The following is a 21,640-nucleotide window of genomic DNA, read 5'->3' as shown; positions in this document are numbered from 1 at the left end:
GTGCACAGAGAGGCACATCATCGCCGCATGATCACCCTTACCCAATCACACGATATTCACATATGGAAGGCCGGAAGGGTCACTCACAGGTTTCGGGCTCAGGCCTGCGGGGAAGCGAGTTCCACCACGGTGATGTCGGAGGGGGCGCCGACCCGCACGGGCGGGCCCCAGGCGCCCGCACCTCGCGAGACGTACAACTGCGTGTCGCCGTAGCGTTCGTATCCCGCGACGGTGGGGTTGGCGAGCTCCGCCAGGAGGTTCCCCGGCCAGAGCTGGCCCCCGTGCGTGTGGCCGGAGAGCTGGAGTCCGACGCCGTACTCGACGGCCTCGTCGATGACGACGGGCTGGTGCGCGAGGAGGACGGAGGCGCGGCTGCGGTCGCGGTCACCGAGCGCGCGGGCGAAGTCGGGGCCCTGGCCCTCGCTCTCGCCCGCCACGTCGTTGACTCCGGCGAGGTCGAAGCCGGCGATCTCGACGCGGGCGTTCTCCAGCGGGTGCAGACCCAGCTCGCGTACGTGGTCGACCCATTCGGCGGCGCCGGAGAAGTATTCGTGGTTGCCGGTGACGAAGTAGCTGCCGTGGCGGGCTTCGAGCCCGGCGAGCGGCTCGGCCGCGTGCCCGAGATCGGCGACGGATCCGTCGACGAGGTCTCCGACGACGGCGACCAGGTCGGATCCGGTGGCGTTGATCGCGTCGACGATCCGCCGGGTGTGGGAGCGGCCCAGGATGGGGCCGAGGTGGATGTCGCTGACCACGGCGATGCGGAAGCCGTGGGCGGAGCGGGGGAGCCCGGCGAGGGGGACGGTGATCCGCTTGGTGCGGGGGCCGCGCAGCACCCCGTAGGTGCCGTGGCCGACGGTGCCGAGCCCGGCGACGGCGGCCGCTCCGCCGACGGCACGGGCGACGAAAAGCCTGCGCGAGGGGTCGGCGACGGACGGTGCGGGGGTCTCGGCGGGCGGCGCGAGGTCCGTACGGGTGCTGCCGCCGCCCGAGCCGGGCCCGGAGGCGGTGGCGGGGGCCGGGTGAAGGCGCTCGGAGGCCGGAGCGGCGGCCTGGTCCACGGGCCGGCCGGCGGCCGTCGCGGCCCGGCGGGCCAGCAGCCGGCGCAGCAGGGGCCGGACGGCCTCGCCCACCAGCAGGGCCAGCGTCAGATAGAGCAGGGCGGCCAGCCAGAGGTACCCCGGCCAGGCGAGCACCTGCTGCACCGGGAAGGGGACCCCGGCGCGGCTGGAGACCAGGGCCCCGACGCTCAGCAGCGGCAGCACGAAGGCCGCGACGGTGCCCGCGCGGCGCGCGAGGCCGCCCTTCGCCGTCGTGTCACCGATCAGCCGGCGCCACACATACCGGTGTACCGCCACGAGCAGCGCGAGAACCGCGACCGCCGCCAGTACGAAGACCACAACCACGTACGCTCCCCCGCTGAAACGATCCTGTACGGACGGCGGCCCACGCCCGGGCCGTCATCCGCCTTCGCGACGCAAAGCCCTGACGCCACGGAACCCGATGACCCCCACAGCCGTCCCCAGAAGAAACGAGGTGATGGCGAGCAGGAGATGGACCCAGAAGTACGCGGTCGGATCGCCCGCGTCGTCGAACGCGAGCCCGCTGCCGTCCTTCCAGAGATTTTTGACAAAGGTGACCCAGATGACCCAGCTCCACGCTCCGAAGACGAGCAGGAACCAGGAGACGGGGCGGCTGAGCTTCATGGAATCAGTATCGCCGCCGCGCTCCCGTCCGATCGCCCGGGGTGGGCTGTCCCGGCGGTATGCACGGCGGGTCAGGCCATCCGGGTCCCCATCCTCAGCAACGCCATGTACGTTTCCGACCGTGCCTGCTCTGAAAAAGACCGTAATGACGGTCCTCTCTGCCGTGTTGCTGTCCGTATGTGTCGTCAGTCCCGCCGGGGCAGCCGACAAGGACAAGACCGACGACAAACAGCCGAAGCCGACCGGTCCGATGTCGACCGTGGGCGGCAAGCGGCTGGGCGAGGTGGGAACCCAGGTCGATCTGGGCCCGGGCGCCCCGGTCCTGCCGAAGGACCTCACCGCGCGGTCGTGGATCGTCGCGGACGCGGAGAACGGGCAGGTGCTCGCGTCGCACAACGCGCACTGGCGGCTGCCGCCCGCCTCCACCCTGAAGATGCTCTTCGCCGACACGGTCCTGCCCGCCCTGCAGCCGAAGTCCCTCACCCATCTGGTGACCGAGGACGAACTCGCCGGCATCGGTGAGGGGAGCAGCCTGGTGGGCGTCAAGGAGGACCACTCCTACACGGTCCACGACCTGTGGCTCGGCGTCTTCCTGCGCTCCGGCAACGACGCGGTGCACGTGCTCTCCGAGATGTACGGCGGCGTGCCCGCGACGGTCGCCGCGATGCAGCGGCACGCCGAGGAGCTCCAGGCGCTGGACACGACGGTCGTCTCCCCCGACGGTTACGACGCCCCGCACCAGGTCTCCAGCGCGTACGACCTGACGCTGTTCGCCCGGAGCGGCATGCAGAAGGCGGACTTCCGCGAGTACGCCGCGACGGCGACGGCGGAGTTCCCCGGCGAGCGGAAGAAGGGCAAGAAGCGGGAGAGCTTCGAGATCCAGAACACCAACCGGCTGATCACCGGTGACATCGGGGTGGAGCCGTACAAGGGCATCGCGGGCGTCAAGAACGGCTACACCACCCACGCGGGCAACACCTTCACGGGGATCGCCGAGCGCGACGGGAAGGTGCTGCTGGTGACGGTGATGAACCCGTCGTCGGAGGAGAGCCACGCCGTCTACAAGGAGGCCGCGGGGCTGCTCGACTGGGGCTTCTCCGCCGGCGGCAAGGTGACACCGGTCGGCGAGCTGGTACCGCCGAAGTCCGCCGTGGTCTCGAAGGGCTCGGAGCCAGCGGGCACGGGCAAGGGTGCCGCGAAGGAGAAGCAGCCGTCCACGACGGCCCACGCCGCCGCCACGGGCTCCAACGGGGCCTGGACCGCGCTGTCGGTCGCCGGCGGGGCGCTGGTGGCCCTGGCGGCCGCGGTGTTCCTGGTCAACCGGCGCTGGCCGCTGCCCGACCTGGTGCGTCGCCTCCCCCGTCGCTGACCTCCGCGCCCTCCGCCTCCACCGTGCCGTCCTTGCTCGGCGTCGCCGTCCAGGCGGCACAGACCAGCAGCAGCTTCGCGCTGAAGTTGATCCACAGGAGGAGGGCGATCGGCACGCCGAAGGCGCCGTACATGCTCTTCGAGGCGACATCCCTCATGTAGCTGCCGAGCAGCAGCTTGAGGAGTTCGAAGCCGACCGCGCCGACCAGCCCCGCCACGATCAGCCGCCGGCGCGGCGGCTCCACCCCGGGAAGCAGCGTCAGCAGGTAGAGCAGGATCAGGAAGTCGGCGAGGACGGCCACGACCACGGCGGCCGCCTGGAGCAGCACCCCTCCCACACCGTCCTCGGGGATGCCCAGGCGGTCGGCCGTCCAGCCGATGGCCGTGGACGCGACGGTGGAGACCGCGAGGGTCACGAGCACCGCTCCACCGAGACCGAGCAGCAGACCGGCGTCCTTGAGCTTGCGGACGACCGGGTTCCCCTCGTCCACGTCGTCCTTCTCCCACACGGCGCGCAGGCAGTCCCGCATCGAGCCGATCCAGCCGACGCCGGTGAAGAGCAGCAGCACACCGGCGACGACCCCGACCGTGCCCGCGTGGGCCACGAGGCTGTCGATGCCGAGCTGGTCCGAGATGCCGGGCACCTGCTCGGCGAGCTTGTCCTCGATCGTGTCGAGCTGCTGGGGCGAGAGCAGCGCGGCACCGACGGCGGCACCGACGGCGATCAGCGGGAAGAGCGCCAGGAAGCTGAGGAAGGTGATCGCCGCGGCGAGCCTGGTCCAGTGGACCCGGTCCAGCGTCTCGTAGGAGCGCCACGCGTGCGTCTCCGTCAGCCGTGCGACGAACGGCCCGACGACGGGGAGATTCTTCAGCCAGTCCATGCACTACGCGTACCCTCCCGGGCACGGAAAACCGTCGTCCGGGACCGCCCGTATCACCAATCACCCATTTCGGTGAGTGCTGTAACAAATCCCTCAAACGGGTTTTCCCGGGCGATACGGTCACGACCATGTCCGTCGTCACCCCGCTAGGAGTTATCCAGTGAAGGACGCCTTCGGTGCCCCGCGTTCCCTGCTCGTCCTCGGCGGCACCTCGGAGATCGGGCTGGCCACCGCGCGGCGGCTGATCGCCCGCCGCACCCGGACCGTCCAGCTGGCCGGGCGGCCCTCCCCCGCCCTGGAACGCGCCGCGGCCGAGCTGCGTGAGCTGGGCGCCGACGTCCGGACCGTCGCCTTCGACGCGCTCGACTCCGCCTCCCACGAGGAGGTGCTCGGGAAGCTCTTCACCGAGGGGGCCATCGACATGGTGCTGCTGGCCTTCGGGGTCCTCGGCGACCAGGCGCGCGACGAGGAGGAGCCCCTGGCCGCGGTCCGGGTGGCGCAGACCAACTACACGGGAGCGGTCTCCGCGGGTCTGGTGTGCGCCGGCGCACTCCAGGCGCAGGGCCATGGGTCGCTGGTGGTGCTCTCCTCGGTGGCGGGCGAGCGCGCCCGGCGCGCCGACTTCATCTACGGCTCCAGCAAGGCGGGCCTGGACGCCTTCGCCCAGGGGCTCGGCGACGCGCTCCACGGGACGGGGGTGCACGTGATGGTCGTACGCCCCGGCTTCGTGCGGTCGCGCATGACCGCCGGGCGTGAGGAGGCACCACTCGCCACGACCCCGGGCGCGGTGGCGGACGCGATCGTGTCGGGGCTGCGGCGGCGCTCGGAGACGGTCTGGGTCCCCGGGGCGCTGCGCGTGGTGATGTCGGCCCTGCGGCACGTGCCGCGTCCGCTGTTCCGGCGGCTGCCGGTGCGGTAGGGCGCCGCGGTCAGGCCGGGCTCAGGGGCGCAGGGACGGCTGGTCCATGGAGCTGCCGCCCTGGGCCGGTACGGCGGGTGCGGCGCCGCCGCCGCCGAAGGGGAACTCGTTGATCTTGCGCCAGACGCCGTCCGCGCCCTGCTCGTAGAGCGCGAAGGAACCACAGGTCCAGGACGCCTCGTATGAGGAGAGCTCCTCGTACGCCCGGTCCATGGCCTCCTCCGCGATGCCGTGCGCCACGGTCACATGCGGGTGGTACGGGAACTGCAGCTCGCGCACCAGGGGCCCGGACGCCTCCCGGACCCGCTTCTGGAGCCAGGAGCAGGCCGAGGCGCCCTCGACGACCTGGACGAAGACGACCGGCGAGAGCGGGCGGAAGGTGCCCGTGCCCGACAGGCGCATCGGGAAGGGGCGGCCGGCCGTGGCGATCTGGGAGAGGTGGGTCTCGATCGCCGGCAGGTCGGCCGCCTCGGCCTCGGTCGGCGGAAGAAGGGTGACGTGGGTGGGGATGCCGTACGCGGCAGGGTCCCCGAAGCTCGCGCGCCGCTCCTGGAGCAGGCTGCCGTAAGGCTCCGGGACCGCGATCGAAACGCCAAGCGTTACGGTCCCCACATCGTTCTCCTCAATCCTCGAAGGTCGTTCTTCGGTCGTGCCGACGCCAGTGTGGCCCCTTCGGCCGTGGTCCCGCCAGGGCCCTTGGACTCAGTGCTTCGCAGGCAGAAGACCCATCCGGTCATAGGTCTGCGCCAGCGTCTCGGCGGCGACGGTCCTGGCCTTCTCGGCCCCCTTGGCCAGCAGGGAGTCCAGGGTCTCCGGGTCGTCGAGGTACTCCTGGGTCCGGGTCCGGAACGGGGTGACGAACTCCACCATGACCTCGGCGAGGTCGGTCTTGAGCGCGCCGTACCCCTTGCCCTCGTACTTCTGTTCAAGGTCCGTGACGGCGGTGCCGGTGAGGGTGGAGTAGATGCTCAGGAGGTTGCTGATCCCGGGCTTCTTCTCCGCGTCGAAGCGGATCACGGTGTCCGTGTCGGTCACCGCGCTCCTGACCTTCTTGGCGGTGACCTTCGGGTCGTCGAGGAGGTTGATCAGGCCCTTCGGCGTGGACGCCGACTTGCTCATCTTGATCGACGGGTCCTGGAGGTCGAAGATCTTCGCCGTCTCCTTGAGGATGTACGGCGCCGGGATCGTGAACGTCTCGCCGAAGCGGCCGTTGAAGCGCTCGGCGAGGTCCCGGGTGAGCTCGATGTGCTGGCGCTGGTCCTCGCCGACCGGGACCTGGTTCGCCTGGTAGAGCAGGATGTCGGCGACCTGGAGGACCGGGTAGGTGAAGAGGCCCACGGTCGCCCGGTCGGCACCCTGCTTGGCGGACTTGTCCTTGAACTGCGTCATGCGGGACGCCTCGCCGAAGCCGGTGAGGCAGTTCATGATCCAGCCGAGCTGGGCGTGTTCGGGGACATGGCTCTGGACGAAGAGCGTGCAGCGATCCGGGTCGACGCCGGCCGCCAGCAGCTGGGCGACGGCGAGCCGGGTGTTGGCCCGGAGCTCCTTCGGGTCCTGCGGCACGGTGATCGCGTGCAGGTCCACCACCATGTAGAAGGCGTCGTGGGACTCCTGCAGCGCCACCCACTGGCGGACCGCACCGAGATAGTTGCCGAGGTGGAACGAGCCTGCGGTGGGCTGGATTCCGGAGAGCACGCGGGGTCGATCAGAGGCCATGGAGCCATTGTCTCAGGTGTGGAACCGATCTCCGGCAACCGGTGTAGGAAAGATGTGAGGACGCGGGAAGGGGCTCGGCCGACGGGCCACCGCGGCGGCGGGGCCCCGGTGATCGCCCGTGCGCGGGCCGGGGCGCCGCGATCGGTGAGACGAGGAACACGGTCCGCCCGGCCGGGTGTGCGCGGTGTCCGCGAGGCGCGCCGCACGCGGAAGGTTTCCAGGTCCTGAATCCGACCGACGATACAAAGTGGGCACCACCCCCGCCCCCGCCCCCGCCGCACGACGAACGGAGATCCCGTGTCGACCACGGAAACCGCCATCGCCTCCGCCGAGGCGCACAGCGCGCACAACTACCACCCGTTGCCCGTCGTCGTCGCCTCGGCGGACGGCGCCTGGATGACCGATGTCGAGGGGCGCCGGTACCTCGACATGCTCGCCGGCTACTCGGCGCTCAACTTCGGGCACGGCAACAGGCGTCTGATCGACGCGGCCAAGGCCCAGCTCGACCGCGTGACACTGACCTCCCGCGCCTTCCACCACGACCGGTTCGCGGAGTTCTGCACGCGGCTCGCCGAGCTCTGCGGCATGGAGATGGTCCTCCCCATGAACACGGGGGCCGAGGCCGTGGAGACGGCCGTGAAGACGGCCCGCAAGTGGGGCTACCGCGTCAAGGGCGTCCCGGACGGCATGGCGAAGATCATCGTCGCCGCCGACAACTTCCACGGCAGGACGACCACGATCGTCAGCTTCTCCACGGACCAGGAGGCGCGGGCCGACTTCGGGCCGTACACCCCGGGGTTCGAGATCGTGCCGTACGGGGATCTCACCGCGCTCTCCGGAGCGATGACGGAGAACACCGTCGCGGTGCTGATGGAGCCGATCCAGGGCGAGGCCGGGGTGCTGGTCCCGCCGTCGGGCTATCTGGCCGGGGTCCGGGAGATGACCCGGGAGCGGAACGTGCTGTTCATCGCGGACGAGATCCAGTCGGGCCTGGGCCGCACGGGCCGGACCTTCGCGTGCGAGCACGAGGGCGTGGTCCCCGACATGTACGTGCTGGGCAAGGCGCTGGGCGGTGGGGTCGTGCCCGTCTCGGCCGTCGTGTCGTCCTCCGCGGTCCTCGGTGTGTACAGGCCGGGCGAGCACGGATCGACCTTCGGCGGGAATCCGCTGGCCTGCGCCGTGGCCCTGGAGGTGGTCGCGATGCTGCGCACCGGTGAGTTCCAGCAGCGGGCGGCGGAGCTGGGCGACCATCTCCACCACGAGCTGGGGCTGCTGGCCGGCAGCGGCGCGGTGGAGGCCGTGCGGGGCCGTGGGCTGTGGGCGGGGGTCGACGTCTCCCCGGCCCTCGGGACGGGCCGGGAGATCTCGGAGACGCTGATGGACCGCGGGGTGCTGGTCAAGGACACCCACGGCTCCACGATCCGGATCGCCCCGCCCCTGGTGATCAGCAAGGAGGACCTGGACTGGGGCCTGGACCAGCTCCGCGGCGTACTGGCCGGCTGAGCGACCGGTCCGGCCGCGGGCGCCCGGTCAGAGGATGACGTGGGGCAGGAAACGCGCGTACTCGTCCGTGACCAGCCCCGCCGATTCCCGGATGCCGAGCCCGGCGGCCTCGTCCTCGACCACCCAGGCGCCGAGCACCACCCGGTTGCCCGCGAAGTCGGGCAGGGGGGCCAGCTCCTGGTAGCAGCAGGGCTCGTCGCGCGGGACCGGGGCGCTGCCCGGTTCGTGGACGGTGACCCCGGCGCCCTCACGGCCGAGCAGCGGCTTGGCGACGTAGCCCGCCCCGTCCGGCCCGGCCAGCTCGCGAGGTCCGTCGAGGTAGGCGGGGAGGAGGTTGGGGTGGCCCGGGTACAGCTCCCAGAGGATGGGCAGCAGCGCCTTGTTGGAGAGGAGCATCTTCCAGGCGGGTTCGATCCAGCAGGTGCTGCCGGTTCCTCCGCCGTTGTCCAGGGTCTCCAGCACATGCGGTCCGAAGCGGTCCGTCGCCAGCCATTCCCACGGGTACAGCTTGAAGCAGCTACGGATGAAGCGGAGCCGCTCGTCGACGAAGCGGCGGGACAGCCGGTCCCAGCCGATCCGCTCGACGGAGAGCGCCCGGGTCTCGATCCCGGCCTGCTCGGCCGTCTCCCGCAGATAGGCCACCGTCATCAGGTCCTCGCCCAGCTCGTCGCCGTCGGAGTGGGCGAAGTGGAGGGGGCCGGGCGGCAGCAGCGGGGCCTGCCGCTTCCAGGCGTCGACGAGGCGCTCGTGCAGGGAGTTCCACTGGTCGGCGCCGGGGAAGCGGTCCTCCATCCAGAACCACTGGGGGCTGGCGGCCTCCACCAGCGAGGTGGGGGTGTCGGCGTTGTACTCCAGCATCTTGGCCGGGCCGGTCCCGTCGTACCGCAGGTCGAACCTGCCGTACAGGGAGGGCAGTTCGGCGCGGCGCCGCCAGGACTCGGCGACCAGCCCCGCCAGCCGGGGGTCCGTGATGCCGAGATCGGCGAAGCGGTCGCGCTCGACGATGTGCGCGGCGGCGGCCAGACACATCGTGTGGAGCTCCTCCACGACCTCCTCCAGCGCCTCGACCTCGGGCAGGGAGAAGACGTAGTAGGCGCTCTCGTCCCAGTAGGGGCGCAGGGAGCCGTCCGGGTAGCGGGTCAGGGGGTAGATCAGCCCCTGCTCCTCGACGGTCTCCTGCCAGCCGGGGCGCGGTTCCGTGGTGCGGCGTTCCATGAGGGGTCTCAGCCGCCGCTGGAGCCGGAGGAGCCGAATCCGCCGCGGTCGACCGCGGACTTGTCGAAACTGCCGCCGGAGACGCGGTTGTTGTGGCTGCTGCCGCCGTAGTAGTACTTCCCGCTGCCGTTGCCGTCCTCGCACTCGTACTCCGGCAGGATCTCCTGGGTGACCCGGTCGACGCACCGCTCGTCCGGTTCCGAGCCGCACGCGGTGAGCGTCGCCGCGAGTACCCCCATGCCGCCGAGCACGACGGTGCTCGACCTCAGCTTGCGCCTGTCCATGTTCTGTTCTCCCCCGTCGTATCCACGGGCCGGTGTACGCCCACCCGCCAACTGCCAGTCAGATTAGATGCACGACTCCCCCGGCTGAAACCCGGTGCCGCCCCCTGCCCGGCATCACGTCTACGGCAGGACCCGGCAGAGCGCGTCCAGCGCCCCCGCCCATCCGCTCTCCGACGGCGTGCCGTATCCGATGACCAGCCCGTCACGGCCGGGGGCCGCGTCCTGGTGCCGGAAGCGCGAGAGCCGCTCCAGCGCGAGCCCCTGCCAGGTGGCCGCCTGGACGACCGACTGCTCGGTCCCCTCGGGGAGTTCGAGCACGGCGTGCAGTCCCGCCGCGATGCCGCTCACCCCGAAGTCCGGTGCCCGCTCGGCGAGCGCCTCGACGAGCTGGTCACGACGGCGCCGGTAGCGCAGCCGCATCGCCCGCACGTGCCGGTCGTACGCTCCCGAGGCGATGAGCTCCGCGAGGGTCAGCTGGTCAGGCGCCGCGGACATCCAGTCGAAGCCGCCCTTGGCGTCGCACACCTCGTCCACCAGGCCCTCCGGCAGCACCATCCAGGCCAGCCGCAGCCCGGGGGCCAGGGACTTGCTGGCCGTCCCCATGTAGACCACCCGTTCCGGGTCGAGGCCCTGGAGGGCGCCCACCGGCTGGCGGTCGTAGCGGAACTCGCCGTCGTAGTCGTCCTCCAGGATCAGACCGCCCGAGGACCGCGCCCAGTCGACCGCCGCGGCCCGCCGGTCGGGATGGAGCGGGACGCCCGTGGGGAACTGGTGGGCGGGGGTCAGCAGCACCGCGCCCACGCCGGGTGCCCCACCCAGCTCCCCGGTCCTGGCGCCGAGCGCGTCCACCGGGAGGCACGGGGTGCGCAGGCCGGCGTCGGCCAGGAGGTTCCAGTGGATGTCCAGCCCGTACGACTCGACGGCCGCCGCCCGCACCTTGCGGCGCCGCAGCACCTTGCCCATCAGCGTGAGCCCGTGGACGAATCCGGAGCAGATCACGATGCGCTCCGGATCCGCGTACACCCCTCGTGCCCGTGCCAGGTAGTCCGCCAGCGCGCTCCGCAGCTCGAAGCGGCCCTGCGGGTCGTCGTACCCGAAGGCCGCGTCGGGGGCGGCGGTGAGGGCGCGCCTGGCCGCCTTGAGCCACTCCGCGCGGGGGAACGCCGAGAGGTCCGGTGACCCCGGCATCAGGTTGTGGACGGGCCGCCGTCGCACCTTCCGGCCGGCGGCCCCCCGGGCCGCCGGGCCGGGCGCGTCGGCCCGCTGCGCGACCCTGGTCCCCGAGCCCTGCCGCGCGGTGAGCCAGCCCTCGGCCACGAGCTCCGCGTAGGCGTCCGCGACGGTGTTGCGGGCGATCCCGAGATCCACGGCGAGCGTCCGGGACGAGGGCAGCCGCGTGCCCGGCGTCAGCCGTCCGGTGCGCACCGCCTCACGGAGCGCGTTCATCAGCCCGGTGCGCAGGCCCGTGCCGACCGGTTCGATGTGCAGGTCGGCGCCGAAAGCGGCCCAGGAATCTGTCATGGAAATGGACCATACCGGTGCGCCACCCGACCGTTAGCGTCGAAGCATGACGACTGACACGCAGCACCACACGTCCACCGGCAACGCCCCCGAGCACCCCGCCCGCCTGCAGTGGGCCCAGCTCGTCCCGGATGTCTACAAGGCCATGGTCCGGCTGGACGCCGCGTCCCGTCAGGGACTGGACCCGACACTGCTCGAACTGGTGAAGGTCCGCGCCTCGCAGCTCAACCACTGCGCCCTCTGCCTGGACATGCACTCGAAGGACGCCCTCGCGGCGGGCGAGTCGGTCGAGCGGATCATCCAGCTCAGCGCCTGGGAGGAGTCGCGGCACTTCTACACGGAGAAGGAGATCGCGGCGATCCAGCTGACGGAGGCGGTGACGGTCCTGACCGACGGTTTCGTGCCGGACGAGGTCTACGCGACGGCCGCGAAGCAGTTCGAGGAGGCCGAGCTCGCCCAGCTGATCGCCGCGATCACGGTGATCAACGCCTGGAACCGGTTCGGCGTGACCTGCCGGATGGCCCCGGGGCACTACACGCCCGGCGACATCAAGCACTGAACCGCAGCCGCCGAGCCCCCGTACGCGCCCCTCCCTCCCCGGAGCCCCGATGAACGAGCCCGTGTCCGTCTTCCGCGCCCTGCACCACGGCCGCCCTCCGGGCGACCCGCTGGTCCTGCCCGGCCCGTGGGACGCCGCGAGCGCCCGCGTGTTCGAGGAGGCGGGCTTCCCCGCCCTGGCCACCCCGAGCGCGGGTGTCGCCGCCTCCCTCGGTCACGCCGACGGGGAGACGCCGGCCGACGAGATGTTCGCTGCGGTGGCGCGGATCGCCCGAGCGGTGTCCGTTCCCGTCTCGGCCGACGTCGAGGCCGGTTACGGTCTGGCGCCGGACGAGCTCGTCGGCCGCCTCCTGGAGGCCGGGGTCGTCGGCTGCAACCTGGAGGACTCGGTGGACGGCGTGCTCGTCGAACCGCGGCGGCAGGCCGACCGGCTCGCCGAGGTGCGCGCGGCGGCGGGCGGGCGCCTCTTCGTCAACGCCCGCATCGATACGTACATCCACGGGGACCCGGCCGCCACGGACGTCGTGGCGGACACGGTGGCCCGCGCCCGGCTCTATGCCGAAGCCGGTGCCGACTGCGTCTACCCGATCATGGCCCCGCCGGACACCCTGCCCGCCCTGGCCGCGGCGGTCCCGGTCCCGCTCAACGCGCTCGGCGCCCCCGACGGCCGGGCCGCCACCCGCCGGCTCGGCGAGCTCGGCGCGGCACGGATCACCTTCGGCCCGCAGCTCCAGCGCAGGGCGGCGGACGCCGTGCGGGACCTGGCCGGGCGGCTGCTCGGCGACTGAGCAGACGTACGAGGGCGCCCCCGCAGCTGCTGCTGCGGGGGCGCCTCCGTACGTCCTGCGGGGCCGGCCGGTGGCCGGGCTCCGGTCAGATCAGGCCGAGCTCGCGGACCGCGTCGCGCTCCTCGGTGAGCTCCTGCACCGACGCGTCGATGCGCGCACGGGAGAACTCGTTGATGTCCAGGCCCTGGACGATCTCGTACTTCCCGTCCTTCGTGGTGACCGGGAAGGAGGAGATGATGCCCTCGGGGACGCCGTAGGAGCCGTCCGACGGGATGCCCATCGAGGTCCAGTCGCCCTCGGCGGTGCCGTTGACCCAGGTGTGCACGTGGTCGATGGCGGCGTTGGCGGCCGAGGCGGCCGAGGACGCGCCACGGGCCTCGATGATCGCGGCGCCGCGCTTGGCGACGGTCGGGATGAAGGTGTCGGCCAGCCATGCCTCGTCGTTGACGACCTCGGCGGCGTTCTTGCCGGCGATCTCCGCGTGGAAGATGTCCGGGTACTGGGTCGCCGAGTGGTTGCCCCAGATCGTCAGCCGCTTGATGTCGGAGACGGCTGCACCGGTCCTGGCGGCCAGCTGCGAGATCGCGCGGTTGTGGTCCAGGCGGGTCATCGCGGTGAAGCGCTCGGCCGGTACGTCCGGGGCCGCGGCCTGCGCGATGAGGGCGTTGGTGTTGGCCGGGTTGCCGACGACGAGGACCTTGATGTCGTCCGCGGCGTTGTCGTTGATGGCCTTGCCCTGCGGCTTGAAGATGCCGCCGTTGGCGGACAGCAGGTCGCCGCGCTCCATGCCCTTCGTGCGCGGGCGGGCGCCGACCAGGAGGGCGACGTTGGCGCCGGCGAAGCCGACGTTGGCGTCGTCCGTGATCTCGATGCCGCGCAGCAGCGGGAAGGCGCAGTCGTCGAGCTCCATGGCGGTGCCCTCGGCGGCCTTCAGGCCCTGCGGGATCTCGAGGAGTCGCAGGTTGACCGGCACGTCCGGGCCGAGCAGGTGGCCGGAGGCGATGCGGAAGAGCAGCGCGTAGCCGATCTGGCCGGCTGCGCCGGTCACGGTGACATTCACGGGAGTGCGGGTCATGGCGGTCTCCGTTAGACAGCTGGCGGTAGGGGTCCCTGCCCCTGGTGCTGGACACCTCTGAATCTTGACGTGAAGAGATATCCAGCGGTCAGGCTATCCGACCCTCGCCGCAGGAGCCGCCCGGCCCCCTGTGGGACCGCGCACAGTCGGTCACACAGCGCAGCGGCCCCCTGCCTCACTCCGGCGCGGTGCAGCCGGTGGTCCCGGAGGCGAGGGTCGCGCAGGCCTTGGCGTCGGAGGCCGTCTTCACGGCGACCATCGGGGTGTACGCCTCGGCGTCGGCGTCCACCGTGCCGTCCTGCTCCGCGGGTCCGGCGGTGATCTTCACGGTGTCCCCCGGGGACGCCTGGGTGATACGGGCCCACGCGGCGCCGCAGGTCGCGCTGTGGCGGACCTCGACGAGGCCTCCGCCGACGGTCTGCCTGGCCACCGTGGAGGCGAACCGGCCGCCGCAGCCCATCGCCTCCGGGTCCTGGCCGGTGCAGTCGGCGCCGCCGCACCCGACCCCGGCGGGCAGCCGGGGCGCGCCGGTGCCCGGCTCGGCGGACGGTGTCGCGGCGACCGCACCGGTGTCGTCGTCATCACCCAGATCGGTGAGCAGCACGGCCCCGGCCATCAGCAGGAGCGCGCCCACGACCCCCGCCAGGAAGAGTGGCAGCCTGCGCCGGCCGCCGTCCTGCCGCTCTCCGGGGCCGCCCTCCGGGTGGTGTCCGCCGCCGGTGGAGTCCGGCACCGCCCCCGGCTGCGGCTGCTGCGGAATACGCGGAACCGTGCCGCGCCGGCCGGGCACGGACGGCGGACGGCCGCTGTCGCGCCCTCCTCCTCCCGGCCCCGGGGCGGTGGAGACTCCCGTACCGCCGGCCGCACGCCCGCCCGCCACGGGGGCCGCGGCCACACCCGCCTCGCCGACCGCAGCACGCGCCTGAGAGATCCTGATGGTCTCCATCGTCATGTCGTGACGCATCTCGGAGCGGCTCCAGGCCCGCTCGGCCAGCTCCCACATGGTCGTCAGATGGTGCTGCTGAACGCCCGTCACCTCGGCGAGGGCGACGACCGCCCCCTTGGGCGCGAGCAGCCTGCCGTTGAGATAACGCTCCCACGACGTCTTGCTGTAGCCCGTGCGGTCGGCGACCGCGGCCGGACTCAGACCGCTGCGGTCCACCAGTCCGCGCAGCTGGCCCGCGAACTCCCGCACCTGCGGATCGAGTTCTTCCGGTAGCGCCTTCCAACGAGGCATTACTCCCCCCCTGCCGTCGGAGCGTCCGGTCCCGCACTCCGGACTACCCAGAAGAATGCACGGATCCGGGATGTCGGTTCCGGACAAAGGGGCGCACGGGGGCATTCGGTATGAGCGCGGTCTCCGTTGTGCGCCGTAGCGCGCACCGCGCAGGGTTCCCCTCGTTGCGTGACGATCACACGATGGCGGAATGGTCACTTCCGTGCCACAGGCACCGGGCATCCCTTGAACCCGGTGCCTCATGTCCATGACGCTTGACCCAGGGCAGGGCAAGGCCGCTCAAGTCACCGCATTCCGGTGCTTCTTGCACCGGCACCCTGTCCGGTGTCCGTCCCTTCTCGGGGGAGGGGACGGACACCACTCAGCGGATCGTGAAGTGGACGACGTCCTGCAGGAACGGGACCCGCAGCCACGGGCCGGGCTGCTCCATCAGCGCGAGCAGCACGATCAGTGCGCCCATCAGGCCGTACGTGACCAGGTCGGTGAACCGGGACCGTACGGCGAGCATGCCGACCGAGGGGACCGTCCAGCGGAGCACCGCTCCCGCGAGCAGGGCGACGCCCATCACCATGGATCCGACCCTGAACGCCTCGGCGAAGGGGTCGATCGCCACGATCAGCAGCCCGATCCCGGCGGTGCAGAGCACCGTGAGCAGAGGCCACTGCCGGGCGGGCGCGGGGGCGTCCCCCGGGGCTGCCCGGCCGCCGCCCTCGGGACGTGCGGTGTCCCGGGTCAGCGAGAAGCGACGCGAGGGCTCCCAGGTCGAACCGCTCCGGCCCGCTGCCGCCTCCCCGGAGGCCCCGTCCGCGTCAGCGGTGCCGGGCGCGCCCTCTTCCGCCGGGGTGCCGGCCTCGCCCCGTACCGTCTCTCCCGGCGTCCCGGTCTGCCCGGACACCTGGACCTTCTCGGACACCCGGGCCTCCTCGGCCGTGTCTGTCTCCTCGGCCGGCCCGTCCGCGTGCGTACCGCCCGCCGGACTCGTACCAGCGCCCATGACGTTCCTCCGGTCCGGGTCAGCCCGCGGATGCGGCGGAGGACTCGGCGGCGGCGCGCTCGGCCGCCTCGACCACGTTGACGAGCAGCTGGGCCCTGGTCATGGGGCCGACGCCGCCCGGGTTCGGGGCGACCCAGGCGGCCACCTCCGCCACTCCGGGGTGGACGTCGCCGACGATCTTGCCGTTCTCGTCCCGGCTGACGCCGACGTCCAGCACGGCCGCGCCCGGCTTCACGTCCTCGGGCTTGATCAGGTGGGGCACACCGGCGGCCGCGACGATGATGTCGGCCTTCCTGAGGTGCGCCGAGAGGTCACGGGTGCCGGTGTGGCACTGGGTGACGGTCGCGTTCTCGGACTTGCGCGTCAGCAGCAGCGGGAGGGGGCGGCCGATGGTGACGCCCCGGCCGACGACGACCACATGGGCCCCGTTGATCTCCACACCGTGGCGGCGGAGCAGGGTGACGACGCCCTGCGGGGTGCAGGGCAGCGGGCCGCTCTCGTTCAGCACGAGCTTGCCCAGGCTCATCGGGTGGAGGCCGTCCGCGTCCTTGGCCGGGTCCATCAGCTCCAGGATGCGGTTGGTGTCGATCCCCTTGGGGAGGGGGAGCTGCACGATGTAGCCCGTGCAGTCCGGGTTGGCGTTGAGCTCCCGTACGACCTCCTCGATCTCCTCCTGGGTGGCGGTGTCGGGGAGTTCGCGCTGGATGGAGCCCATGCCGACCTGGGCGCAGTCACGGTGTTTGCCGTTCACGTACCAGCGGCTGCCCGGGTCGTCGCCGACGAGCAGGGTTCCCAGGCCGGGTGTGATGCCCTGTGCCTTGAGGGCCGCCACGCGGACGGTCAGATCGGACTTGATCGCAGCTGCGGTGGCCTTGCCATCGAGAATCTGGGCAGTCATGGCACCCATCCTCGCGGATGACCCCGCCCCCGTACCAATCCTGGCTTGCCACGTGGACACGAGATTGCACTTGCACAACACATTGGGCGATCGGCTGGACAAAAGGTGGATGTCACGACGACGATAAGGCCCGCATCACTGCGGGCAGTGCCGGGGGGACCAACCGTTAAGATCGCGCAGCTTTCCTCCGTCAGGACCGCGTCGTCCCCACATCACAACGGAGGAAACCCGCCATGAGCTTCGGCGACCCCAACAACCCCTACGGCCAGCAGCAGGGTGGCCAGCAGCCGGGCTACGGCTATCCGCAGCAGGCCCCGCAGGGGGTCCCGCAGCAGGGTTACGGCTACCCGCAGGCGCCGCCGGTCCAGGGCGGCTACGGCTTCCCGGGCGGGCCCACCGAGATGCCCGGCGGTGTGAAGGCCGCGCGCGTCATGCTCTTCGTGATCGCGGGCCTCCAGGTCATCGGCGCGATCTTCGTCGCCCTCGCCGCCGTGGCCGTGAACGCCGCCAAGGACGACCCGACGCTGCAGGAGGACGTCCAGTTCCAGCAGCTGGCCGACTACTCGGGCGCCGTGCTGTGGGGCATCGTCGTCTTCGCCGTGCTGTGGGGGGTCCTCGCGGTCGTCTTCGCCGCCAAGTTCGGCAAGGGGGGCAACGGGATCCGCATCGCGACCATCGTCTTCGGCGTGATCACCGCGATCCTCGGCATCTACCCCTTCGTCGTGATGGGCCTCGTCCACACGATTCTCGCTGTCCTGGTCGTCGTCTTCGTGGCGAAGTCCGACGGCGGCGCCTGGTTCAACCGCCAGCAGCAGCCGCAGTACTGACGTCGCCGTACACACGTGCGCGTGAAGGCCGCAGCACCCGCTCACCGGCGGGTATGCGGCCTTCAGCCGTTCTCGGGCACCGGCGTGGTCCGCTCCATGACGACGAAGGAGCCCGCCTCGCGGGTGACCCGGTAGCGCGCCTCGGGGTGCAGCTGCTGGGCGTACTTCACCGGGTCGTCGATCGGCCGTGACCAGCCGAAGTCCAGGTTGATCGCGACGACGTCGGGTGCGGTGCCGGGGGCACCGCCGACCCAGTAGACCGTGCGGTCCCCGGTCAGGTGCGCCATCAGCGTGATGTCCGTCTCCACCCGCGCGCCCACGGGTATCGCCTCCAGCGCCTCCTCCGCGGCGTGGGTGCGGGCGTCGGCGCGGTACGTCTCCGGGCGCAGCAGATCGCGGAGCGGGAGGTGCTGGGTGAGGGCGACGGCGACCGCCACCGCGACGGGGACGGCGACGTTCGCGTAGGAGACGAGCCAGGGCCGCTCCGAGCCCCGGCTGCGACGGACGCCGTCGGCCATGGCGAGGAAGACCACCGGCATCAGGATCGCGCTGTAGTGCCAGACCATGCCCCAGTGGTTGGAGTCCTGGGAGAGCAGACGCCAGCCGAGCGTGGGCAGGACGAGCAGGACCAGGGGCGAGCGGAGCGCCATGAAGGCGGTGATGCCGACGAGGAAGACCAGCATCTCCAGCTTGACGGAGGAGTCGAGCACACCGAGTACGGAGTCGAGCAGGGAGACCTCCTGCCCGCCGTTCTCCTCGATCTTCTTCCAGTAGTCGTACGTCCCCGCGCTGCTGGCCGCCGGGATGAGCACCAGCACGGTCAGCGCGAACGCGAACACGCCGAAGGCCGCAAGCAGGAACCCCTGGAGCCGCCGCCCGTACAGGGCCAGGAGAAGGCCGACGACGGCGACGGTGACTCCGAGGTCCTCCTTCACGAGGACCAGCGGCAGCGACCACAGGACGACGGCACGCCAACGCTCCATGAGCAGGGCACGGCAGACCAGGGCCAGCAGCGGGACGGCGAACGCTATCTCGTGGAAGTCGGCCTTCACCGCTTCCTGGAGCCCCCAGGACAGCCCGTACGCGACGGTGACGCAGAGACCGGAGCGGCCGCCCAGGATCTGCTGGACGGTGCGCCCGACGATGACCGCGGAGCCGGCGAAGAGCGCGGCCTGGGCGAACAGCAGGGCGACGGCGGACGGCCAGATCCAGTAGAGCGGGACGAGGAGCGCCACCACGGGGCTGAAGTGGTCGCCGAGTATCAGATAGCCCGGTCCCTTGATGTCGACGACCGGCGCGTCGAATCCGGCGTACGCGCGCACCTCCTGCTCGAAGATGCCCAGGTCCCAGGAGGGCGACTGGAAGTGGCTGTACCGCAGGTACGCGTAGAGGAAGTAGAGCGCGCACAGAACCGCGGCGGCGACGAGGTACGGGCGCAGCGGCGCCTGGTGCGTACCGACGGCCGGTTCCGGGACCTGCTCTCCGGACGTCTCGGTCTCGCTCTGGTTCAGGTCAAGCACGGTGCCCCCGCAACGGAATCCCTCACTGGTCACTGCCGGTCGCGCCGGTCCCGCCCGGCACGGCCCGACAAGGCCATCCATTAGAACAGAGGGACGACTGATCTCCGTACGCCGGACGGGCCCGGGGACGCACCGCAGGCCGCGCCCGGGAGGGGCACGGCCTGCGGGATGTCGCTGCGGGCTTCGTCAGTGGAAGAAGTGGCGCGTGCCCGTGAAGTACATGGTCACGCCCGCCTTCTGCGCGGCCTCGACGACGAGCTCGTCACGGACCGAGCCGCCCGGCTGGGCGACGGCCTTGATGCCGGCGGCGGTCAGGATCTCCAGGCCGTCGGGGAAGGGGAAGAAGGCGTCGGACGCGGCGTAGGAGCCCTTCGCGCGCTCCTCGCCGGCCCGCTCGACGGCGAGCTTCGCGGAGTCGACACGGTTGACCTGTCCCATGCCGACGCCGACCGAGGCGCCGTCCTTGGCGAGCAGGATGGCGTTGGACTTGACGGCGCGGGATGCCTTCCACGCGAAGGCGAGCTCCCTGAGCTCGTCGGCCGAGAGCGCCTCGCCGGTGGCGAGGGTCCAGTTGGCCGGGTCGTCGCCGTCGGCCTGGAGCCGGTCGGTGACCTGGAGGAGCGCGCCGCCGTCGATCGGCTTGACCTCGAACGCGGAGGCCGGGGCGTCGGGGCAGCGCAGCACCCGGATGTTCTTCTTGCGGGCGAGCACCTCGACGGCGCCGTCCTCGTACGCAGGGGCGACGATGACCTCGGTGAAGATCTCCGCGACCTGCTCGGCCATCTCGACGGTCACCGGCCTGTTGACGGCGATGACGCCGCCGAACGCGGACAGCGGGTCACAGGCGTGCGCGTTGCGGTGCGCCGTCGCGACGTCGTCGGCGATGGCGATGCCGCACGGGTTGGCGTGCTTGATGATCGCGACGCACGGCTCGGCGTGGTCGTAGGCGGCACGGCGGGCGGCGTCGGTGTCCGTGTAGTTGTTGTAGGACATCTCCTTGCCGTGCAGCTGCTCGGCCTCGGCGAGGCCGCCCGCGCCCTCGGTGTAGAGGGCGGCGGACTGGTGCGGGTTCTCTCCGTAGCGCAGGACGTTCTTGCGCGTGTAGGTGTCACCGAGGAACTCGGGGAGGCCCGAGTCATCGGCGGCCGCGTAGTCCGCAGCGAACCAGGAGGCGACGGCCACGTCGTACGCGGCGGTGTGCCGGAAGGCCTCGGCGGCGAGCCGCTTGCGGGCGGTCAGGTCGAAGCCACCCGCCTGGACCGCGGCGAGGACGTCGGCGTAACGCTCGGGGCTCGTCACGACCGCCACGGACGGGTGATTCTTGGCGGCGGCGCGGACCATCGACGGACCGCCGATGTCGATCTGCTCCACGCACTCGTCATCGGACGCGCCTGATTCGACGGTCTCCGTGAACGGGTAGAGGTTGACGACCACCAGGTCGAACGGCTCCACACCGAGCTCGGCGAGCTGCTCGCGGTGGGCGTCCAGACGCAGGTCGGCGAGGATGCCGGCGTGCACGCGGGGGTGCAGCGTCTTGACGCGTCCGTCGAGGCACTCGGGGAAGCCGGTGAGCTCCTCGACCTTGGTGACCGGCACCCCGGCGGCCGCGATCTTCCCGGCGGTGGAGCCGGTGGACACCAGCTCGACACCCGCCTCGTGCAGACCGCGGGCGAGGTCTTCGAGCCCCGTCTTGTCGTAGACGCTGACCAGGGCGCGGCGGATGGGCTTATTCACCGGGGTGGGGTTATTCACCGACATGACCGAGATGAACCTTTCGTCCCTCAATGCGATAGCCGTCACGGGCGAGCCGCCCCACGGCCTCGACGAGCAGCTTGCGCTCGACTTCCTTGATGCGTTCGTGGAGGGCGGCTTCGCCCTCCGCCGTTTCCTCTTCGGTCACCTCGACCACGCCCTGCGCGATGATCGGACCGGTGTCGACGCCGTCGTCGACGAAGTGGACGGTGCACCCGGTGACCTTCACGCCGTACGCGAGCGCGTCGCGGACTCCGTGAGCACCGGGAAAGCTGGGGAGCAGGGCGGGGTGGGTGTTGACGATCCGGCCGCCGAACCCGGCGAGGAACTCCTTGCCCACGATCTTCATGAACCCCGCGGACACGACGAGGTCCGGACGGTGTTCGGCCACGGCCGCCGTCAGGGCCGCGTCCCACTCCTCGCGGCTCGCGTACTCGCCGAGCTTGCACACGAAGGTGGGAAGCCCGGCACGCTCGGCACGCTCGATGCCGAGGGTGCCGTAGCGGTCCGCGCCGACCGCGACGATCCGGGCGCCGTAGCCCTCGGGGTCGTCACCGATCGCGTCGAGGAGCGCCTGGAGGTTCGTGCCTGAGCCGGAGACGAGCACGACCACACGGGCCGGAGCGGCGGAGGGGGGCGGGGAGGCCACGGCAGGGCCCTTTCTCGCGTGGTGCAGCAGGTACGCGATGTACAGGAGGTGCGTTTGTATGGTCGTACGAATGAAGCTCGTCCCGGGATACGGGGAACTCTACGAACGGTCCGACCGTCAGCAACGATACCGGCACACCCGGCGGCCCCCACGGGACGGGGGCGTAGCCGGGAGGTAGCGTCAGGGGACAGGGAACCGCCCCCGGGCGGAAATGACGAGATGGGGAAGA

21 protein-coding genes are annotated in these 21,640 nt (G+C 71.5%); 6 read left to right on the top strand and 15 right to left on the bottom strand.

Annotated elements, in window-relative coordinates; translation table 11 throughout:
- Nucleotides 1-98 precede the first annotated feature (98 nt).
- Together ACIP63_RS10245 and ACIP63_RS10240 are read right to left on the bottom strand one after the other, a co-directional pair.
- Nucleotides 99-1,406, bottom strand: a complete 1,308-nt coding sequence (locus ACIP63_RS10245) for a metallophosphoesterase (RefSeq protein WP_401513263.1) — start codon at nt 1,404-1,406, stop codon at nt 99-101.
- A 54-nt stretch (nt 1,407-1,460) separates the two neighbouring features.
- Entirely contained in the window at nt 1,461-1,706 is a 246-nt protein-coding gene (locus ACIP63_RS10240) for an SCO4848 family membrane protein (RefSeq protein WP_104788442.1), read from the bottom strand.
- A 121-nt stretch (nt 1,707-1,827) separates the two neighbouring features.
- On the opposite strand from ACIP63_RS10240, the gene ACIP63_RS10235 reads away from it, so the two are divergent.
- Nucleotides 1,828-3,075: a D-alanyl-D-alanine carboxypeptidase family protein gene (locus ACIP63_RS10235; protein WP_401513260.1), complete on the top strand. Its 1,248-nt coding sequence runs from the start codon at nt 1,828-1,830 to the stop codon at nt 3,073-3,075.
- Here ACIP63_RS10235 and ACIP63_RS10230 read toward each other — a convergent pair.
- On the bottom strand, nt 3,023-3,955 hold the full coding sequence (locus ACIP63_RS10230; RefSeq protein WP_401513257.1) for a YihY/virulence factor BrkB family protein: 933 nt from the start codon (nt 3,953-3,955) through the stop codon (nt 3,023-3,025). The two genes, ACIP63_RS10235 and ACIP63_RS10230, sit on opposite strands and share 53 nt — an antisense overlap.
- 160 nt (nt 3,956-4,115) lie before the next feature.
- Here ACIP63_RS10230 and ACIP63_RS10225 point away from each other — a divergent pair, with 160 nt between their 5' ends.
- Entirely contained in the window at nt 4,116-4,874 is a 759-nt protein-coding gene (locus tag ACIP63_RS10225) for a decaprenylphospho-beta-D-erythro-pentofuranosid-2-ulose 2-reductase (RefSeq protein ID WP_401513255.1), read from the top strand.
- A gap of 21 nt (nt 4,875-4,895) precedes the next feature.
- Here the strand turns inward: ACIP63_RS10225 and ACIP63_RS10220 are convergent, their stop codons facing one another.
- Together ACIP63_RS10220 and trpS are read right to left on the bottom strand one after the other, a co-directional pair.
- Nucleotides 4,896-5,486, bottom strand: coding sequence for a 2'-5' RNA ligase family protein (locus tag ACIP63_RS10220; protein WP_401513252.1), 591 nt, complete (start codon nt 5,484-5,486; stop codon nt 4,896-4,898).
- Between the two features lie 90 nt (nt 5,487-5,576).
- Nucleotides 5,577-6,590, bottom strand: coding sequence for a tryptophan--tRNA ligase (trpS, locus tag ACIP63_RS10215; RefSeq protein ID WP_401513250.1), 1,014 nt, complete (start codon nt 6,588-6,590; stop codon nt 5,577-5,579).
- Nucleotides 6,591-6,887: 297 nt separating this feature from the next.
- On the opposite strand from trpS, the gene rocD reads away from it, so the two are divergent.
- Nucleotides 6,888-8,093 carry an ornithine--oxo-acid transaminase gene (gene rocD / locus ACIP63_RS10210; protein WP_401513249.1) on the top strand — a complete coding sequence of 402 codons (1,206 nt, stop codon included), beginning with the start codon at nt 6,888-6,890 and terminating at the stop codon, nt 8,091-8,093.
- Between the two features lie 27 nt (nt 8,094-8,120).
- On the opposite strand, the gene ACIP63_RS10205 is transcribed toward rocD, so the two are convergent.
- The 3 genes from ACIP63_RS10205 to ACIP63_RS10195 all read right to left on the bottom strand — a co-directional run bounded on the left by ACIP63_RS10205 (nt 8,121) and on the right by ACIP63_RS10195 (nt 11,113).
- Nucleotides 8,121-9,308, bottom strand: a complete 1,188-nt coding sequence (locus ACIP63_RS10205) for a glutathionylspermidine synthase family protein (RefSeq protein WP_401513246.1) — start codon at nt 9,306-9,308, stop codon at nt 8,121-8,123.
- An 8-nt stretch (nt 9,309-9,316) separates the two neighbouring features.
- Nucleotides 9,317-9,592, bottom strand: a complete 276-nt coding sequence (locus ACIP63_RS10200) for a hypothetical protein (protein WP_401513244.1) — start codon at nt 9,590-9,592, stop codon at nt 9,317-9,319.
- 120 nt (nt 9,593-9,712) lie between these two features.
- The gene (locus tag ACIP63_RS10195) at nt 9,713-11,113 is read right to left on the bottom strand and encodes a PLP-dependent aminotransferase family protein (RefSeq protein WP_401513241.1); all 1,401 of its coding nucleotides are present in this window, start codon (nt 11,111-11,113) and stop codon (nt 9,713-9,715) included.
- 46 nt (nt 11,114-11,159) lie between these two features.
- On the opposite strand from ACIP63_RS10195, the gene ACIP63_RS10190 reads away from it, so the two are divergent.
- Both ACIP63_RS10190 and ACIP63_RS10185 read left to right on the top strand, forming a co-directional pair.
- Nucleotides 11,160-11,672: a carboxymuconolactone decarboxylase family protein gene (locus ACIP63_RS10190; protein ID WP_401513239.1), complete on the top strand. Its 513-nt coding sequence runs from the start codon at nt 11,160-11,162 to the stop codon at nt 11,670-11,672.
- A 49-nt stretch (nt 11,673-11,721) separates the two neighbouring features.
- On the top strand, nt 11,722-12,459 hold the full coding sequence (locus ACIP63_RS10185; protein ID WP_401513236.1) for an isocitrate lyase/phosphoenolpyruvate mutase family protein: 738 nt from the start codon (nt 11,722-11,724) through the stop codon (nt 12,457-12,459).
- Nucleotides 12,460-12,544: 85 nt separating this feature from the next.
- Here the strand turns inward: ACIP63_RS10185 and ACIP63_RS10180 are convergent, their stop codons facing one another.
- The 4 genes from ACIP63_RS10180 to ACIP63_RS10165 all read right to left on the bottom strand — a co-directional run bounded on the left by ACIP63_RS10180 (nt 12,545) and on the right by ACIP63_RS10165 (nt 16,663).
- Complete coding sequence (locus ACIP63_RS10180; protein ID WP_393762299.1) at nt 12,545-13,534, bottom strand: malate dehydrogenase; 990 nt, start codon at nt 13,532-13,534, stop codon at nt 12,545-12,547.
- A 175-nt stretch (nt 13,535-13,709) separates the two neighbouring features.
- A complete protein-coding gene (locus ACIP63_RS10175) occupies nt 13,710-14,771 on the bottom strand; it encodes an XRE family transcriptional regulator (protein WP_401513235.1) in 1,062 nt (353 codons plus the stop codon).
- Nucleotides 14,772-15,132: 361 nt separating this feature from the next.
- Nucleotides 15,133-15,765 (bottom strand): DUF3017 domain-containing protein, encoded by a 633-nt coding sequence (locus ACIP63_RS10170; RefSeq protein WP_401513232.1) that lies wholly within the window; start codon nt 15,763-15,765, stop codon nt 15,133-15,135.
- Nucleotides 15,766-15,784: 19 nt separating this feature from the next.
- Nucleotides 15,785-16,663, bottom strand: a complete 879-nt coding sequence (locus ACIP63_RS10165; protein ID WP_401513229.1) for a bifunctional methylenetetrahydrofolate dehydrogenase/methenyltetrahydrofolate cyclohydrolase — start codon at nt 16,661-16,663, stop codon at nt 15,785-15,787.
- 233 nt (nt 16,664-16,896) lie between these two features.
- Between ACIP63_RS10165 and ACIP63_RS10160 the strand changes: the two genes are divergently transcribed.
- On the top strand, nt 16,897-17,490 hold the full coding sequence (locus ACIP63_RS10160; protein WP_401513226.1) for a hypothetical protein: 594 nt from the start codon (nt 16,897-16,899) through the stop codon (nt 17,488-17,490).
- 62 nt (nt 17,491-17,552) lie between these two features.
- On the opposite strand, the gene ACIP63_RS10155 is transcribed toward ACIP63_RS10160, so the two are convergent.
- The 3 genes from ACIP63_RS10155 to purN form a co-directional block, all read right to left on the bottom strand.
- Nucleotides 17,553-19,091: a DUF2079 domain-containing protein gene (locus ACIP63_RS10155; RefSeq protein ID WP_401513224.1), complete on the bottom strand. Its 1,539-nt coding sequence runs from the start codon at nt 19,089-19,091 to the stop codon at nt 17,553-17,555.
- A gap of 105 nt (nt 19,092-19,196) precedes the next feature.
- Entirely contained in the window at nt 19,197-20,768 is a 1,572-nt protein-coding gene (purH, locus tag ACIP63_RS10150; RefSeq protein WP_401513222.1) for a bifunctional phosphoribosylaminoimidazolecarboxamide formyltransferase/IMP cyclohydrolase, read from the bottom strand.
- Entirely contained in the window at nt 20,755-21,411 is a 657-nt protein-coding gene (purN, locus tag ACIP63_RS10145; RefSeq protein WP_401513219.1) for a phosphoribosylglycinamide formyltransferase, read from the bottom strand. The genes purH and purN overlap by 14 nt, the downstream gene beginning before the upstream one ends.
- Nucleotides 21,412-21,640 lie beyond the last annotated feature (229 nt).

It is taken from the genome of Streptomyces sp. NPDC088746, from assembly GCF_044751065.1.
In the GTDB taxonomy this organism is placed as follows: domain Bacteria; phylum Actinomycetota; class Actinomycetes; order Streptomycetales; family Streptomycetaceae; genus Streptomyces.
The sequence above is the reverse complement of the archived record's forward strand: the minus strand, read 5'-3'. Positions and strand labels throughout refer to the sequence as shown.

Excerpts from the sequence above, each read along its gene's own strand:
- ACIP63_RS10170 (WP_401513232.1), bottom strand. The coding sequence starts at position 15,765 with ATGGGCGCTGGTACGAGTCCGGCGGGCGGTACGCACGCGGACGGGCCG.
- ACIP63_RS10180 (WP_393762299.1), bottom strand. The coding sequence starts at position 13,534 with ATGACCCGCACTCCCGTGAATGTCACCGTGACCGGCGCAGCCGGCCAG.
- ACIP63_RS10175 (WP_401513235.1), bottom strand. The coding sequence starts at position 14,771 with ATGCCTCGTTGGAAGGCGCTACCGGAAGAACTCGATCCGCAGGTGCGG.
- ACIP63_RS10160 (WP_401513226.1), top strand. The coding sequence starts at position 16,897 with ATGAGCTTCGGCGACCCCAACAACCCCTACGGCCAGCAGCAGGGTGGC.
- ACIP63_RS10165 (WP_401513229.1), bottom strand. The coding sequence starts at position 16,663 with ATGACTGCCCAGATTCTCGATGGCAAGGCCACCGCAGCTGCGATCAAG.
- ACIP63_RS10195 (WP_401513241.1), bottom strand. The coding sequence starts at position 11,113 with ATGACAGATTCCTGGGCCGCTTTCGGCGCCGACCTGCACATCGAACCG.
- ACIP63_RS10200 (WP_401513244.1), bottom strand. The coding sequence starts at position 9,592 with ATGGACAGGCGCAAGCTGAGGTCGAGCACCGTCGTGCTCGGCGGCATG.
- ACIP63_RS10205 (WP_401513246.1), bottom strand. The coding sequence starts at position 9,308 with ATGGAACGCCGCACCACGGAACCGCGCCCCGGCTGGCAGGAGACCGTC.
- ACIP63_RS10240 (WP_104788442.1), bottom strand. The coding sequence starts at position 1,706 with ATGAAGCTCAGCCGCCCCGTCTCCTGGTTCCTGCTCGTCTTCGGAGCG.
- ACIP63_RS10190 (WP_401513239.1), top strand. The coding sequence starts at position 11,160 with ATGACGACTGACACGCAGCACCACACGTCCACCGGCAACGCCCCCGAG.
- ACIP63_RS10185 (WP_401513236.1), top strand. The coding sequence starts at position 11,722 with ATGAACGAGCCCGTGTCCGTCTTCCGCGCCCTGCACCACGGCCGCCCT.
- trpS (WP_401513250.1), bottom strand. The coding sequence starts at position 6,590 with ATGGCCTCTGATCGACCCCGCGTGCTCTCCGGAATCCAGCCCACCGCA.
- ACIP63_RS10155 (WP_401513224.1), bottom strand. The coding sequence starts at position 19,091 with ATGGATGGCCTTGTCGGGCCGTGCCGGGCGGGACCGGCGCGACCGGCA.
- purH (WP_401513222.1), bottom strand. The coding sequence starts at position 20,768 with ATGTCGGTGAATAACCCCACCCCGGTGAATAAGCCCATCCGCCGCGCC.
- ACIP63_RS10230 (WP_401513257.1), bottom strand. The coding sequence starts at position 3,955 with ATGGACTGGCTGAAGAATCTCCCCGTCGTCGGGCCGTTCGTCGCACGG.